The sequence below is a fragment of the Legionella busanensis genome (assembly GCF_900461525.1).
GTDB lineage: Bacteria > Pseudomonadota > Gammaproteobacteria > Legionellales > Legionellaceae > Legionella_C > Legionella_C busanensis.
Window position 1 is genome coordinate 3,079,949 of record NZ_UGOD01000001.1, and the last position, 14,614, is coordinate 3,094,562.

Below are 14,614 nucleotides of genomic sequence, written 5' to 3' on the forward strand. Positions count from 1 at the left end.
GTTATGATGGCTCTATTAAGCTATAAGCTAAAATATTTTTGATACAGAAGTTGTATCTCTTTAGCATCCTGTACACTCTGGCTAGAAACAGCAGCATCTTTAAACACGGTAGCATGGCTTATAAGTATAGTTTTATGCTTTCCACAAGAAATATGCGTATAAACGTTATGGATTATCTTTAACATATGCATGGTTGCGTTCCTATCTTTGCATATATATGAGCGTGTTCGGCAAAAAATTAGGTCGCAAAATTCATCAAAATAGATAGGGTGAGCAATGATTCTTAACTTATTGTGTTTATCATAACGATAGCTAGAGGGTGGTTTCATTTTTGATACTTTTTGCAACATAAGCTGTAGCCAATTCATACAAGTCATAGCAGTGAAAGGATCGTTCATACTAGGCGATAAGGCACGAGCAATAATTTCAACCATTTCATTCACCAAAAAGAGAATATCTTGTTCCTGATTACGCTCATGCCCAAAGACAAACACCTGCGTACACGCTTGTTTAAGAGAGTCAGGGATGCTGCCTGAAAAGTAAATGGTAAGCAGCGCATCATCTTCAGTAATATAATCACCGGGCTTTGCTTCAACTTTAATAATGAAATCATGTTTACAAGCAATTTTTAATAAAGAGTTACCATCTAAAATACGAATATAACCATGTTGTGTTGCACAAATGGTATGTTTAAATTTTCCTAATAGTGAAGAGTTAGATTCTATACAAGAGCCGCCTTTTCCAATATGGGTAGGAAATAGGCAGTCAATTTGTCGATTTAATTCTTCACCTACTTTACCAATGACATTGGACATATTAATACTTTCTGGAATGTGATGAATAAAATAAATAAGGACACCTACGCTACATAGAGTCAAAACGATAGCAACAAGTAATGAAATTTGAGGTAAGAAAGGCTTTGTTGTACCCATGGCGCTAGCGCCACTTTCGTTAAGATTAAAAAGAGCGAGAAGTATAAACAAACAAAAAAGAAAGGTTGCAATGAATGTACCTAATGTTATTTGATTTGAGCGATCCCGCATAAAATTTGATATAAGTCGAGGTCCAATTTGGCTTGCTGCAAATGAAACAGCTACAATGGTCATAGAAAAAATAACGCCTGCTACGGTTATCATTGATGTAGCAATCGTTGATAAGATAGCACTTGCTCTATCAGGTTTACTTGTCTGAAACCAACCAAGATTAACAAGCCACTGAGGAACAAATGTTTGATCAAGATATACAGTAAAAATAGAAAGTAAAAGTGATGCAATCGCCATGACTAGCGGTATATACCAGTAACTCGCATGCATCCTTGCTAAGAGGTTTAAGAATCTTGCGCCCACTCAATTCATTCCTTTGTTATTTTAATGTAAGTTAAGTGCACTATAGCTGAAGGCTTTCTTTACTAAGATGATATCCTCTATCATTTTAGCACTTAAAGACACCAACTTAACACGGCTTCCACTTTAATAATTTTTAACTAATCAAAGCCAATCTCTTGCCTTTAATCTTCATTTAGATAAGTTTGTTTAACGACTACACTTATGACAGCGAGTAAGGGTGTGGCAAGGGTTAGGCCTAAGATGCCGACTAGTACCGACATAATAAGTTGCATAAAAACAATCAAGGCAGGCGGTAATGAGATTGATTTTTGTTGAATAAATGGCGTGATTAAATAACTTTCAATCGTTTGAATCGCTAAATATAAAAGTGCAGCGTAAAGCGCAAACATTGGACTCTTAAGTAATGCGAGTAATATAGCCGGGATAGCAGCAATGATAGGGCCGATATTAGGGATAAAAGAAAGAAGAGCGGCTAAAAGAGCGAGAGTAAACGCGAGCGGAATATCTAAAAGCCAGAGTCCGACCCAAGTTAGTAAGCCAATAATAAGCATAGAGAAAGCTTTACCAGCTAGCCAAAGTTGTAAAGTCTCCGTTGTATCATTTAATATCTCTTTTACCTTATGCTGCCTTTGTTTTGGAAATAAATTAACTAGACCAGTCGTATAAATCTCAGGTTGATAAGCTAAAGCAATACCAAAAAACAAAATAACAAAAATATTTCCGATAAAACCGAATGTGCTTGTAAAGATCCCACCTAATTTAGTAGGAATATCCTGCACCTTAGCTAGCGTATTTGGTATACTTATTCCTTGAGAGTTACCTATACTAGTTTTTCCATTTACAAACGTTAGAAATTCATTACTAAATTTATTCCAAGCGTCGGGTAAATCGGTATAGAGTTGTGACATTTGGTTACTAACAGCTGGAGCAACAATGAGGCCAGTACCGATGAATATTAGAGTTAAAGTAATGAGCACCATAGTTAGCGCTAAATAATTAGGTATACTGCTATACCTGCGAATTAATTGGCTTAACGATCTAATAATAATCGCAAATAAAATTCCAGCAAATGCTAAAAGAAAAATATCAATCGTATACCAAACCAGCGCTATTAAGATAACTGTAGCTAATAAGAGGTAAAGATGAGGCACTATCTTACTGGCTATTTCATTTTTTGGCATATATCTTTCCTTAAACTGGCCAATAAAATCCTTTAATTTGCTAAAACTAGCTTAGTCATTATAGAGATAAAGATTCATACAATGCTAATTAAGTAATATTCGTTTTAATTATTTTCTAATTTCTATTCAGTCAAAATATAGTGTATTCAAGCAGTTTTTATTATGAAATGTACTTAAAAAATATATTTTTAAGAAGAAGTAAGGTAGGCCTTAGTTAATGAAGAAAGATCCAATAATCCAAATTGTTAAAATAACCCAAATTATTATTTTATTTTTAAAAAGTGTACCTATAAGTGTACTTAAAAAGAATTTTTATAATAAAAGCGTTAAGATTTTTTATCGTAACTTATTGATTTAAAAATGATTTTCTTGGTCGGGACGGAAGGATTTGAACCTTCGACCACTAGCACCCCATGCTAGTACGCTACCAGGCTGCGCTACGCCCCGACTCGGTTGTGAAGAATAGCTTGTTTTTATAGGAATAACAAGCTGTTCTTTAGTAAATAATATGAACTAGATTTGGAAGTGTTTAGTAAATTCAAAATCTGTTAATTGCAAATTATTGCCACTACAAGTTGGGCTTGCCCACTTATCAGCGCAAGGTTTATCCCGAGCAATTGACCACATTGACAATAGGCCTAATTCCTTCTCTTTTGCAAATTGAGCTAATCTATCAGCATTTTGCAGTGTAAATTGCTCAACATTAACATCATTCACACCTATCATGGTTGTCACTTCAACTAAATGCCAAATATCTATATCAGCTTGAGCTGGGTAAAGTGTTTTTAAATAATCATGCAATGCTGTAGCTGCTTGGATTGCATACTCCCCCATATCACCTGCATAAGCCGGCCCATAATCCATAGCCATAATATTGACATGAAAGTTGATTCCTGCGCTTTTGGCTGCTTCAACAATTGATTTACCCGTTGAAGTAAGGCCTTCTGGCATAACAGGTAGAGTAAAGCTTAATTGAATTTTGGGATTTTGTTGGTGAAATACCTGTAAAGCTTGCATTAACTTAGATACATTTGCTGTGCCATTTTCAATATCAAAATCTAGTGCCTTAGCTTTATAAATTTTAACGGTATCATTAAATAAAGTGATAAGCTGCTCTTTATTGCAATTTAAAGAGATATCATTACCACTTGCTCCACCAAAAGATACAGCTACAGCGATATTGTTTTCAGCCAATTTATCAGTTAGATGCTTTCCCCATTGATTAGCAACACTATAAGTTGCTTGTCCGCCCCAAGCAGGTTGGCAGGAACCGCTGTCAGTGATAAAGGCTAGACGATAAGATTTAATCCCTTGATTTAAAGCTATAGTGGTTAAATCCATGGGTTCCATATCTTCATATTGAGAGTCCCAACGAGTATTAATTGTTATATCAGCATAGGGGCTAAAAGTAGTTGAAGCCGTACCTGCTGCAAAGCTAGGTGTTTGGATAACAAAAAAAGTGCAAAATGCAATAATCAATTTTTTCATAATATTAGGTTTAATATTGAACAGGACGACAATTGTAGATCAACCAAATTAATAAATTAACAATTTAACGGAATTATTACCACTAAAAGTATTTTTTTTGAACAAAAAAGATAAAAACGAATTAGATTATTAGTTTAAAGCATTAAGCTTGATTCTATATCTTCTTTTCTGGAGGAAATAAATAGTCTGATAAATTTACAGTTGTTTAACTTAGTTGTTAGCAAGTTAGTCTTAAATTAATAAATTGGCCTATTTAGTTATTTAATTTTTGCATCACTTTGATTTGAGTCTTCATCAATAGAATGCTCTACGTCTGTAATTTGATAATCGGGAACGTTATTACATAAAGGATTATCCTCATCAATGCCAAAAAATTTTTTTTGAGTTAAATCGTTAGTGGTTGCCTCAAGAGCAAGTTCATTTTTTATTTTCTCCGCTAACTCAGTGGCCCCCTCCATTGGTCTTAGTGGATCTATGGTCAATTTACGTAATTTTAAATTGGGTGAATCTGGCTGATTTGATTTATTACTTTTATCATTTTTTTTCAATGGATTACTTATATCTTTACTTACTTCTTTTTTATTTTCACCTTCTGTCATAATCAATACCTTAATTAGCAATTTTTATAATTATAATACCTATTGCAAAAAATTAGAACAATTTTCCTGCTAATGTACTTAATTCTCATCAATTAATGAAAGAAATAGGAAATCTATTTATTCTTTAGAAGACAAATTAGAGGAAAAAAACTTGTCTGATTCGGTAATAATTTTCGTACTTATTTAGTTATTTCAATGAACCGTTATCGCCCATTGAAATAACTTAATAATTTAAAATTTAGCTAATTAAACGCATTAATGCCTGTTACATGACGACCCAATACTAAAGTATGGACATTATCTGTCCCTTCATATGTAAAGACTGATTCTAAATTTAGCATATGGCGAATGACATGATATTCAAGACTAATCCCATTACCGCCTAGAAGGTTACGACATTTACGAGCAATATTTAATGCTTCACGGCAGCCATTTCGCTTAGCTAAAGATATCATAACAGGGGTTTCACGCCCTTGATCTTTTAATCTTCCAACTTGTAAATTTAAACACTGAGCTTTAATAATTTCGCTATACATTTGTGCTAATTCAGCTTGGACTAATTGAAAGGAGGCAAGTGGCTTATTAAATTGCTTACGCTCTAATAAATAATCCCTCGTAATATCAAAGCAAGCCATAGCAGCACCTATAGCTCCCCACGCAATACCATAACGAGCCTGGCTTAAACAGCTTAATGCCGCGCCTAAGCCTTTTACAGTGCCAACTAACAGATTTTCGTCTGGGACAAAAACATCTTCAAAAACAAGCTCACCTGTTATAGACGCTCGTAAAGACATTTTGTGTTTAATTTCAGGCCGACTAAACCCTTTAAAATCTTTCTCAACAATAAAGCCACGAATGCCTTCGTCAGTTTTAGCCCAAACAATAGCAATATCAGCAATAGGTGCGTTAGTAATCCACATTTTAGCGCCGTTTAACTGCCAACCGCCCGCTACTTTTTTAGCATAAGTACGCATACTTCCTGGATCTGATCCGGAATCAGGTTCGGTTAGACCAAAACAACCTATGATTTCACCGGCAGCCATCGCCGGTAAAAACCGCTGTTTTTGCTCTTCATTACCATAACGAAAAATAGGATACATACATAAAGAACTTTGTACAGACACAAAGCTACGCAAACCACTGTCCCCTCGCTCAAGTTCCTGACAAACTAAACCATAAGAAATATAGGAAGCACCTGCACCACCATACTCTACAGGTAAGGTTAAACCCAGCAAACCTAAATCAGCCGACTTTTGAATAAGTTCTTTTGGAAATTCACCATGCTCAAAAGCTTCTGCCATTAAAGGTATAACATCGTTATTTACAAAGCGGGTTACGCTTTCTCTAATTAATCGCTCATCATCTTGTAATTGTTCATCAAGAAACAACAGATCGTCCACGCTTTTTCTCCCCGTTAATAGAGTGTAATGCTAATAATGCCGCAATAATAGAATCACGGCTTGGTAATAAATATTGCCAAGCATTGCCTAATGGAATAAAGCAGTCTTCACCTGTTATACGCTTTATTTTTAAATTGGGCGCTGCCTGCTCAAGTAAGAAAGTTATTAATCCTTCGCTTATAGAAGCACTACGTCTTCCCTCATCCACAATGAGAATCCTTTTAGCGTTCTTTATTTCGCGTAAAATAGCTTCTACAGGTAAGGGGCTTAACCAGCGCAAATCAACTACTTTGACTGCAATATTATGTTCCTCTTTTAAAATCTTTACTGCCTGTAAAGATAAATAAAACCCATTAGCGTAACTAAGAATAACTGTCTCTCCTTCACCTGCAACGCCAACCTCACCAAACTCAATGGTTTGGTCTGGAGCAGGATATTCAAACAACCAGCCATTATCACCTGGTGTATGTAAGTCCTTTGTCATATATAAGGCAATAGGTTCTAAAAAGACAACAACCCGCCCTTGCTCATGAGCTAAACGTAAACAAGTACGCAACATTTTTGCTGCGTCAGGCCCATTAGATGGGCAAGCAACGATAACACCAGGTAAATCCCTTAATACAGCAATTGAATTATCATTATGAAAATGGCCGCCAAAACCCTTTTGGTAAGCAAGGGACGCTATACGAATAACCATAGGATTCTGATATTGCCCTGACGAGAAGAATGATAAAGTTGCTGCTTCACCTCGTAATTGATCTTCTGCGTTATGTAAATAAGCTAAAAATTGAATTTCAGGCACTGGCAAAAAACCATTATGAGCAAGCCCAATAGCACTACCTAGAATTGTTGTTTCATCAAGAAGCGTATCAAAGACACGACGTTGGCTAAAGCGTTTCTGCAAATCAGCTGTAACGCGATAGACACCACCTTTTTTCCCAACATCTTCTCCAAAAATAAGCATGTTTGGATACTGCAACATTAAATCTGTTAAAGCAAAATTAATATGTTGTGATAAATTACGCTTAATTCCTAATTGGTTATAAGCGCTACCAAATACCTCTTTACGTCGCTCTGCGGCTGGCAGTGGATAACTATTTTGCTTTTGAGCTTTGGGTATAATGGAGCTCATAATTTCATGAGCGCTACTTAATTTAGGCAAGCGTACGACTTCTAACGCTTTTGCTTCAATCAAAGAGCGATTAGTTTGATAAAGCTCAATTATTGATTCAAAACTCATAAATCCTTCTTCATAAAGCATTCTAGCCGTATGAAGTAAAGGATCGTTAGCTTCTGTTGCGTCAATTTCGGCTTGCTGCAAGTATTGTGATTCAATATCAGAGCCAGCATGTCCTAATAATCTTACGCATTTTAGATGCAAAAATACGGGCTGCTTTTTTAACCGAGCAAGATTTTGTGCTTGTATTGATTTAAGATATATGTCGGCAATATTTAAGCCATCACAAGCAAGATAATGTATCCCTGGCCTTTGTTTGATTGAAGATTCAATCCAAGCGGTGGGTGTAGGAACAGAAATACCAATCCCATTGTCTTCACAAATAAAGACTAAAGGTAGAGGATAATTTTGTGCGGCAAGCCAAGAACAGGCATTGAATGTAGTTTGCGATGATGCATGATTAGTTGAGGCATCACCAAAGGAACATAAAATAACCGAATCTGCTACAAGTTTACTATTAATTTTTAACTCTTTTGCCCGTGTAATTGATACTGCAGCACCTAAGGCTTTCGGTAAATGAGAAGCAATGGTTGATGTTTGGGGAGGAATAGTTAATGCCACGCTACCAAATACTTTATGACGCCCTCCAGAGATAGGATCATGCGCAGAAGCCACGAGTGATAATAAAATATCACTAACGCCATCACAACTTGCAACTTGCTTTGCGCGTTGAAGATAAAAAGCACCGCTGCGGTAATGTAAAAATGCCATGTCTGTATGGCGAAAAGCATAAGCAACAGCAGCATTTCCTTCATGCCCACTGCTACCAATGGTATAAAATGATAACCCTTTTTCTTTAAGTTCTCGTGCAATGATATCAAGTAGTCGCGACTTAATTTGTGAATCAAAAATATCAATGACAACTTTTTTATCTAGTTTTGTTGATAGCAGAGTAGTATTACTTCGGGGACTAGGGAAATTACCTTCCTTAACACGTTTAATAAATTGCTCATCAACTACACTTGCTCTATCTAACATATTTACACCCTGTAGTTTAATTTTTCCAAAATATATTTGCTTTGCAGAGCTTATAACATACACTTTTTAAGCCAAATTTAATTTTGAAAAAATCAATCCTTTATATTCTTACCTTAACAACTTGCGATAATACTGAAACAATTTTTAAACCTAATTAGCTGTTGATGTTAATCGGGTGTCAGTATAGTTAAAGGAGTTTACCTGTGACAAGTAAATTTAATATTTGTTATTAAGTGGTTATATAATTGGCATGTTTTAAGCAGTTCACCTACAATTTAAACAAAGGATTAGTAAGGATTATTTATGAAATGGATAGCATTATTCCCAATTATATTGTTAACTGCTTGTGGTTATTATAATTCTGAAGTAGTTGATTATAAAGAAGTTGTAGTAACGCCCCCGCCTTACGAGTCAGTAACATATGTGGATGAAGAACCACTCAATGTGACAACAACAGAAATTAGCTATTATTAGCGTTATAAGTCTTAAATTTAGCAACTTATATTAAATAATAGGCAAAATTGTCAAAATATTTTTCAAAAAATATATGACTATTTTGTCTATTTTTTTTTGCCATATAACTTAAAATTTTTTAATTATATATTGACATATATGTCCTGTATGTTAAGTTATTTATTGACACTTATTGTTGTCTAAAAATGTCAATATATATTTGACAATAGGTGTCTATTAATAAATTAATTTAAGGAGATTAATATGACTGGAACAACACAAGGTGGTAAACAAGCAGCAGCAAGCCGTGGACATAAATCTCTAAGTGCCGCGGGAAAAAAAGGCGGAGAGCATCGACAAGCATCGAAAACACGCGGCCACAGTAGCTCAAGCCAAGCTAGTAAGAAAAGTGATGGCCGCAGTAGAAAAGATAGCAACTCAGAATAAACAAATTTAATTAGCTTTAAAAGCCCTTCCATAGCGGTGGAAGAGTTTTCATTTTATACTTCAAGCGCTGTGTTTACAATAGATGTGAATTTCAAACTACTGTTTAAATTAATTAAATATTTAAAGTTAGTTTATTAATAAAATCTTAAAGCCTATCAAATTTTAAAATACTGTCTAAGAAAAACATTTATTGCTTTTAATACTGCTCGCTTATCATGATTTATGGGTGAATGTCCTGCATAAGGTAATTTGATATCAGTAAAGTCTGATAGTAATGCTTTTACCTGCATTACTTCATGATCCTCAACTAAGCTGCCAATCTTAGGGTTACCTCGAATAATTAGAAGAGGACATTTTATTTTAGGAAATAATTCATCAATACTATATTGATGAAACGTGGCCTCAAAATCATTAATCATGGCGTGTAACATGTCGGGATCGCATTGAGCTAAGCTCTCAGGAATATGTATATTATTAAAGGAAGAAATATTTAAAAGACGGCTAACTTTTAGCCATTGGATTAAATGGTTAGCAAATTCACCTTGCTCTGTTATAAGCCTTTTCAATGCAGCTGTTGTTAGCGGTGCATCAAGCATAATTAATGCCCGGACAAGTTTAGGATAATGAGCAGCAGTCATTAAGCCAATCATTCCGCCTAAAGAGTGTCCTAAAATAATCGAGGGCTCTTTAATGTATTCTTTTATAAAACAATGTGTATCTAATAAATAATCTTGTAATTTATAAGCGCCAGGTACATGCTTAGACTTACCGTGGCCACGAAAGTCAATCGCTAAAACATATAAATAATGTACAAGCTCTTCAATGATGGGCTTAAAAACTTGCCAATTTTTGGTTGCTCCATGAAGTAGTAAAATGGGTAAACCATGCTTTGGCCCTTCCATCACATTAAGTTCAATATCTTTATACTGAAATCGCTGTTCTTTCATTAAAATTCCTACATAATCTCTTTATTCAATATAGTAGAAAGCTCAGATAAAGTTAATTTTTAAGATTAAAATAAATAGTTTATTAAAGTTCCACTAGTGAATTTGAGCGTTTAGATAGCAGAATTTGCTATTCAATCAATGATAAAAAAGCTTTATCTAATGAGCTTAATTTTTTTTAAAACCAATCAAACTATTGACAGAGATGGCCTAGTTTACATAACATGCCTACGCTGTAAATTAAATGCTCACAGCTTCATGTATGGAAGTAAATATAAGGAGTTTTTGTAATGAAGTTTTCAAAATTAGTTTTAGCTCTTCCCCTATTAGTATCTCAATCTGTATTTGCCTTAACATCTGACCAGCCAGTTGCTTGTCCTAGTATTAAAGCCCTTTCTGCTGTAGGCGTCAGTGATGCTGAGTTTGTAGAGGAAGGTAGTTTATGGGTAACTTACCGTCCGAGCAATAGCTTTGAAACAGCTGACAAATGGACGTTAGTTGTTATGCCTATTGAAGCTAAAACCGCTTCTGAAGCAGTTAGTAAAGCAAATAAATCATTACCAAGCCTAGCTTTGTTTGAAGGCCCAAGTGAAGAAGATGGTATGTGGGGTTGTTTATACACAAATAATGATTTTTCTTTAATGGCTATTGCCGTAACGCCTCCCTTATTTGGTAACTGGAAAGCGTTAGCTCATAAGTTTAATGTAAAAATTACTCATTAAAATCATAAATAGATATCTGCTAAGTTAGTAACTTAAGCAGGTATCTATCTTCTTAGTTTCTTAACCCTCTACATTAGTCTTTAAATTCTAAACGTAGTTTTTAGTAATCCTAATCCTATGAAAGTAAACATAAGGAATATTCGCAATGAAATTTTCAAAATTAGTTTTAGCTCTTCCCCTATTAGTATCTCAATCTATATTTGCCTTAACATCTGATAAGCCTGATACTTGCCCTTCTCCAAAAGCTCTTGCTTTGGTAGGTGTAAGTAATGCTGAGACTATCGACGATGGTCATTTATGGCTAACTTACCGTCCAAGCAATAGTTTTGAAACAACAAATAAATGGACTCTAGTGATTGCTCCTATAGAAGCTAAAAGTGCCTCGGAAGCTATCAGCAAAGTGAATAAATCGATATCAAACTTAGCCTTACTAGAAGGTCCTGAAGAAGAAGATGGTATGTGGGGCTGCATATATTCTAATAGCGATAATTCTTTAATGGCTATCACTATAACGCCTCCCGTATTTATCGGCTGGAAAAATTTAACACATAAATTTAATGTGAAAATTAGTCATTAAAATTTAAAATTAGTTATTTTGCCTTAAATAAGGTGAGTTATTAGTTGAATTAACGACTCACCTTATTAGCAATGGAAATAAATAGAAGGAATTCTTTTCAATGAAATTTTTATCTTTAGTTCTCGCTTTTCCTCTTCTAATTTCTCAATCTGCATTTGCCCTAACTATAGATAAACCAAATGCTTGCCCAACGATTGAGGCGCTTTCTGCCATAGGCGTCAGCAATGCCGAAGAATATATTAAATCTGCATGGATAACTTATCGCCCAAGTAGTAGTTTTGGAACAGCCAATGACTGGAGCTTCGTTGTGTTTATTATAGAAGCTAATAGTGCTGCTGAAGCTATCGCCAAAACGAACAGTAGCTTACCTTCCTTATCTTTGGTAGAAGGCCCTGTTGAGACAAAATATAAAGAGTGGACTTGCATATATGCTAACAATGATCAGTCTTTAATGGCATTTGCAGTAACACCACCGGTAGATTTTGGTAACTGGAAATCCTTTATTCATAAATTTAATTTAAAAACTACTCATTAAAATTTTGAATGTGATGCCTGCTTTAATTTGCTTTTAATTGGCTAACAGCCAACTCTATTAGTTTAAACAGGCATCTCTATTATTCAACTTGCTGCTTCACGAATTGTCCATATCCGTTGTGTCTTAGGTGGCAATAATGTTGATTCAACCCATAAAAAGAAGTTTTTGCTGTGCATAGCCGGCATTGATTTAGAAGCTAATGCCACAGAGAAAGGATATCTTTTGCGGGCTGCTTGTAAAACAGCTAATACATGTCCAATGTCAACCTGCTTGTCTTGCAAGACCAATTCATTATTCCGATAAATTACTGTTACAGGCTGCCCTCTAAGAGCTTGTTTTATGACTGTCTCAAGGCGCCGCCATTTTGCTTGTTTTCCTCGTTGCTGCTCTGCTTGAGTTGGGTTTTGTTGAAATTTAAACCTAGTATTTGGCATAAGCATAGTAGACCAAGTACTATTAGTTGGTTTTTGTTGTAAAAAGTAAGTACATAAAGCATCTACTAAATAGCGATACTTGCCAGAAACAGCCGGACTTGTACCACGTCGGGTATTAACATAAATAGCAAAAGCGAGCGTATGCGCATTTGCTGTATATAAGTATCCTGACAAACTAATTATTCCACGCATCGTTCCCGTTTTAGCGCGGACTAAGTCCTGTTGATTCGGCTTTTTAAAACGTTTTTGTAACGTTCCATCTCGCCCAGAAACAGGTAAAGCGGCTATATATTCATAAGCTAATGGGAAGCGAGCAAATAGAAAACGAAGTAAGTTAACTGTTTGATTAGGTGTAAGCAAATCATAACGTGATAAACCTGAGCCATCGGTTAAAACAGCCTGCTTTAGAGCAATTCCGGTTTGTTGCTGTAAAAATTGCTTGATAATTGTTTGGGCTTGACTCCAATTAACAGGTGCGCCACTTAGTTTATCGGCTGCATGTAAAAATAGACTATCAGCGTATAAATTATCTGAAGGTTTTAAAGTGTCTGCTAATAATTGTGCAATAGGTTTTGAGGTATCTGTGGCAATTAGTAAGTTGCCTGCAGGCGCCTTCCCTAATAATATATCACCCTCAAGAGTAATATTAGCTCGTAATAATTGCTGCCTTAATAAGCCTTGCGCATACATGAGTGGGTTACGAATGGCCATTTTCTGTTGGATTGCCCACTGCCCGATACCAACGCAGCCATAAACATTAAGATGATTTTCTTTATCCATAATAAAGCTGACCCCACAATGCCCAGCTTTATCTTTGGTAGTAACTTGGTTATTTACTTTAATACTGCCACTATCGTCATCTACTTCAACTATGGCGGGTAAAGATGTTTTATCAGCAGGATTCACTGTGACAGTCATCCGATTGGCATCTATCATAACAGGCGCCAGCGGTGCTCCATAGCTGTAAGCTAAATCTTCAGTCATCCAACCAGGCGCATAAGGATCAATAGCTGCATGAGTACTATCAATAATAACATTGCCTTGAATTCGATTGATATGCCAATTTTTTAATTCGTTAATTAACCCGCTTAACCGCTCCCGACTAAAAGAAGGATCGCCAGATAAATGCAGATAGAGATTTCCTTTTAATATTCCCTGTTGAACTTGCGCCGAATTAATACTGAGTTTGTTTTTAAAACGGTAATCTGGGCCAAGTACCATTAAAGCCGCAGCATCTGAAAACAGCTTCATATTACTGGCTGGAATAAAGGATTGAGCTGAATTTCTTTGATATAAAGTAACACCACTCGTTAAATCAACGACTTCTATGCCGATATTAATGTTAGGATCAATCTGATTAATTAATTTATCAGCACCACTTTGAATACTAGCATATAAAATTGCTGGGCTTAACATTAAAGCCATGTGAGTGAAAATCCTTTTCATTAATTAAATATCCTTATTTAAGAATTACGTTTAGTCATAACGCAAGCCCATTCGCTCCAAAAGGCCGGCTAGTGTATCATTATCAAAAAATTGAAATTGTAGTACTCCTCCAGAATTATGTGTAACAATCTGTACTGGCGCACCTACTTGCTCAGCTAATTGAGTTTCTAAATATTTAACATCCAAATTAAAAGTCGTTTTATCTTTTTCTATTGATTTTTTCAATCCCTTGACATGTTCTTCTAAAGTGCGAACTGACCAATCCTTATTAACAACCAGCTCCGCTAATTCATTTTGTATTGTAGGGTGAAAGCCTACAAGTAAACGCGCATGACCTAAGGTTAGCTTACCAGAAATAATTTTTTCTTGTACATTTTGACACAAAGACAATAAACGAAGAATATTAGCAATATGACTGCGAGATTTACCAACTAAAATCGCTATCTCATCTTGATGAAAATTAAATTCGTCCTTTAAACGCCGATAACCTCTCGCTTCTTCAATTAAATTTAACTCTTTACGTTGAATGTTTTCAACTAGGGTAATTGCTGCTGCTTGTTCATCCGTGTAATCACCAACAAGACAAGGTAGTTCGGTAAGAGCAGCAAGCATTGCTGCTCGCCAACGTCTTTCACCGGCAATAATTTCATAACGGTTAGATACTATCTCACGAACAATTAATGGTTCAATTAAACCTTGGGTTAGAATAGAATTTGCTAATTCTTGTAATGATTGCTCATCAAAATGAAGCCTAGGTTGATAACGTCCCCTTTGCAGATTTTCAATGGGTAGGATTTTGTAAACTGTCGCCATTTAGTGTCCTAAAA

General features: G+C 35.4%; 14 protein-coding genes and 1 tRNA gene. 5 read left to right on the top strand and 10 right to left on the bottom strand.

Annotation, left to right across the window (positions count from 1 at the left end; translation table 11 throughout):
- Window positions 1–20 precede the first annotated feature (20 nt).
- From DYH30_RS13685 to DYH30_RS13715, 7 genes are all read right to left on the bottom strand, one after another.
- Window positions 21–1,346, bottom strand: a complete 1,326-nt coding sequence (locus DYH30_RS13685; protein WP_115332180.1) for a DUF2254 domain-containing protein — start codon at window positions 1,344–1,346, stop codon at window positions 21–23.
- Between the two features lie 161 nt (window positions 1,347–1,507).
- Window positions 1,508–2,527 carry an AI-2E family transporter gene (locus DYH30_RS13690; RefSeq protein WP_115332181.1) on the bottom strand — a complete coding sequence of 340 codons (1,020 nt, stop codon included), beginning with the start codon at window positions 2,525–2,527 and terminating at the stop codon, window positions 1,508–1,510.
- 370 nt (window positions 2,528–2,897) lie between these two features.
- Window positions 2,898–2,974: transfer RNA gene (locus tag DYH30_RS13695), tRNA-Pro, on the bottom strand.
- 66 nt (window positions 2,975–3,040) lie between these two features.
- On the bottom strand, window positions 3,041–4,015 hold the full coding sequence (locus DYH30_RS13700) for a chitinase (RefSeq protein WP_115332182.1): 975 nt from the start codon (window positions 4,013–4,015) through the stop codon (window positions 3,041–3,043).
- 257 nt (window positions 4,016–4,272) lie between these two features.
- Window positions 4,273–4,614, bottom strand: coding sequence for a hypothetical protein (locus tag DYH30_RS13705; RefSeq protein WP_115332183.1), 342 nt, complete (start codon window positions 4,612–4,614; stop codon window positions 4,273–4,275).
- 242 nt (window positions 4,615–4,856) lie between these two features.
- Window positions 4,857–6,014 carry an acyl-CoA dehydrogenase family protein gene (locus DYH30_RS13710; protein WP_115332184.1) on the bottom strand — a complete coding sequence of 386 codons (1,158 nt, stop codon included), beginning with the start codon at window positions 6,012–6,014 and terminating at the stop codon, window positions 4,857–4,859.
- A complete protein-coding gene (locus DYH30_RS13715) occupies window positions 5,992–8,229 on the bottom strand; it encodes a thiamine pyrophosphate-dependent enzyme (RefSeq protein WP_115332593.1) in 2,238 nt (745 codons plus the stop codon). Before DYH30_RS13715 ends, DYH30_RS13710 begins: the two co-directional genes overlap by 23 nt.
- Before the next feature lie 303 nt (window positions 8,230–8,532).
- Here DYH30_RS13715 and DYH30_RS18040 point away from each other — a divergent pair, with 303 nt between their 5' ends.
- Both DYH30_RS18040 and DYH30_RS13720 read left to right on the top strand, forming a co-directional pair.
- The gene (locus DYH30_RS18040) at window positions 8,533–8,703 is read left to right on the top strand and encodes a hypothetical protein (protein ID WP_160116219.1); all 171 of its coding nucleotides are present in this window, start codon (window positions 8,533–8,535) and stop codon (window positions 8,701–8,703) included.
- A gap of 243 nt (window positions 8,704–8,946) precedes the next feature.
- Window positions 8,947–9,129, top strand: a complete 183-nt coding sequence (locus DYH30_RS13720; RefSeq protein ID WP_115332185.1) for a hypothetical protein — start codon at window positions 8,947–8,949, stop codon at window positions 9,127–9,129.
- A gap of 155 nt (window positions 9,130–9,284) precedes the next feature.
- Here the strand turns inward: DYH30_RS13720 and DYH30_RS13725 are convergent, their stop codons facing one another.
- A complete protein-coding gene (locus DYH30_RS13725) occupies window positions 9,285–10,076 on the bottom strand; it encodes an alpha/beta fold hydrolase (protein WP_115332186.1) in 792 nt (263 codons plus the stop codon).
- Between the two features lie 287 nt (window positions 10,077–10,363).
- Between DYH30_RS13725 and DYH30_RS13730 the strand changes: the two genes are divergently transcribed.
- The 3 genes from DYH30_RS13730 to DYH30_RS13740 all read left to right on the top strand — a co-directional run bounded on the left by DYH30_RS13730 (window position 10,364) and on the right by DYH30_RS13740 (window position 11,907).
- Window positions 10,364–10,795: a DUF4949 domain-containing protein gene (locus DYH30_RS13730; RefSeq protein WP_115332187.1), complete on the top strand. Its 432-nt coding sequence runs from the start codon at window positions 10,364–10,366 to the stop codon at window positions 10,793–10,795.
- A gap of 145 nt (window positions 10,796–10,940) precedes the next feature.
- Complete coding sequence (locus tag DYH30_RS13735) at window positions 10,941–11,372, top strand: DUF4949 domain-containing protein (protein WP_115332188.1); 432 nt, start codon at window positions 10,941–10,943, stop codon at window positions 11,370–11,372.
- 100 nt (window positions 11,373–11,472) lie between these two features.
- A complete protein-coding gene (locus DYH30_RS13740) occupies window positions 11,473–11,907 on the top strand; it encodes a DUF4949 domain-containing protein (protein ID WP_115332189.1) in 435 nt (144 codons plus the stop codon).
- An 83-nt stretch (window positions 11,908–11,990) separates the two neighbouring features.
- Here DYH30_RS13740 and dacB read toward each other — a convergent pair whose 3' ends face one another.
- Together dacB and DYH30_RS13750 are read right to left on the bottom strand one after the other, a co-directional pair.
- The gene (dacB, locus tag DYH30_RS13745; RefSeq protein ID WP_115332190.1) at window positions 11,991–13,787 is read right to left on the bottom strand and encodes a D-alanyl-D-alanine carboxypeptidase/D-alanyl-D-alanine endopeptidase; all 1,797 of its coding nucleotides are present in this window, start codon (window positions 13,785–13,787) and stop codon (window positions 11,991–11,993) included.
- A gap of 30 nt (window positions 13,788–13,817) precedes the next feature.
- Window positions 13,818–14,600, bottom strand: a complete 783-nt coding sequence (locus tag DYH30_RS13750) for a ParB/RepB/Spo0J family partition protein (RefSeq protein WP_115332191.1) — start codon at window positions 14,598–14,600, stop codon at window positions 13,818–13,820.
- Window positions 14,601–14,614: the final 14 nt, after the last annotated feature.

What these genes read in the sequence shown, in the direction of transcription:
- DYH30_RS13715 (WP_115332593.1), bottom strand. Translation starts at nt 8,229, where the DNA reads ATGTTAGATAGAGCAAGTGTAGTTGATGAGCAATTTATTAAACGTGTT.
- DYH30_RS13725 (WP_115332186.1), bottom strand. Translation starts at nt 10,076, where the DNA reads ATGAAAGAACAGCGATTTCAGTATAAAGATATTGAACTTAATGTGATG.
- DYH30_RS13730 (WP_115332187.1), top strand. Translation starts at nt 10,364, where the DNA reads ATGAAGTTTTCAAAATTAGTTTTAGCTCTTCCCCTATTAGTATCTCAA.
- DYH30_RS13705 (WP_115332183.1), bottom strand. Translation starts at nt 4,614, where the DNA reads ATGACAGAAGGTGAAAATAAAAAAGAAGTAAGTAAAGATATAAGTAAT.
- DYH30_RS13750 (WP_115332191.1), bottom strand. Translation starts at nt 14,600, where the DNA reads ATGGCGACAGTTTACAAAATCCTACCCATTGAAAATCTGCAAAGGGGA.
- DYH30_RS13735 (WP_115332188.1), top strand. Translation starts at nt 10,941, where the DNA reads ATGAAATTTTCAAAATTAGTTTTAGCTCTTCCCCTATTAGTATCTCAA.
- DYH30_RS13740 (WP_115332189.1), top strand. Translation starts at nt 11,473, where the DNA reads ATGAAATTTTTATCTTTAGTTCTCGCTTTTCCTCTTCTAATTTCTCAA.
- DYH30_RS13690 (WP_115332181.1), bottom strand. Translation starts at nt 2,527, where the DNA reads ATGCCAAAAAATGAAATAGCCAGTAAGATAGTGCCTCATCTTTACCTC.
- DYH30_RS18040 (WP_160116219.1), top strand. Translation starts at nt 8,533, where the DNA reads ATGAAATGGATAGCATTATTCCCAATTATATTGTTAACTGCTTGTGGT.
- DYH30_RS13700 (WP_115332182.1), bottom strand. Translation starts at nt 4,015, where the DNA reads ATGAAAAAATTGATTATTGCATTTTGCACTTTTTTTGTTATCCAAACA.
- dacB (WP_115332190.1), bottom strand. Translation starts at nt 13,787, where the DNA reads ATGAAAAGGATTTTCACTCACATGGCTTTAATGTTAAGCCCAGCAATT.
- DYH30_RS13720 (WP_115332185.1), top strand. Translation starts at nt 8,947, where the DNA reads ATGACTGGAACAACACAAGGTGGTAAACAAGCAGCAGCAAGCCGTGGA.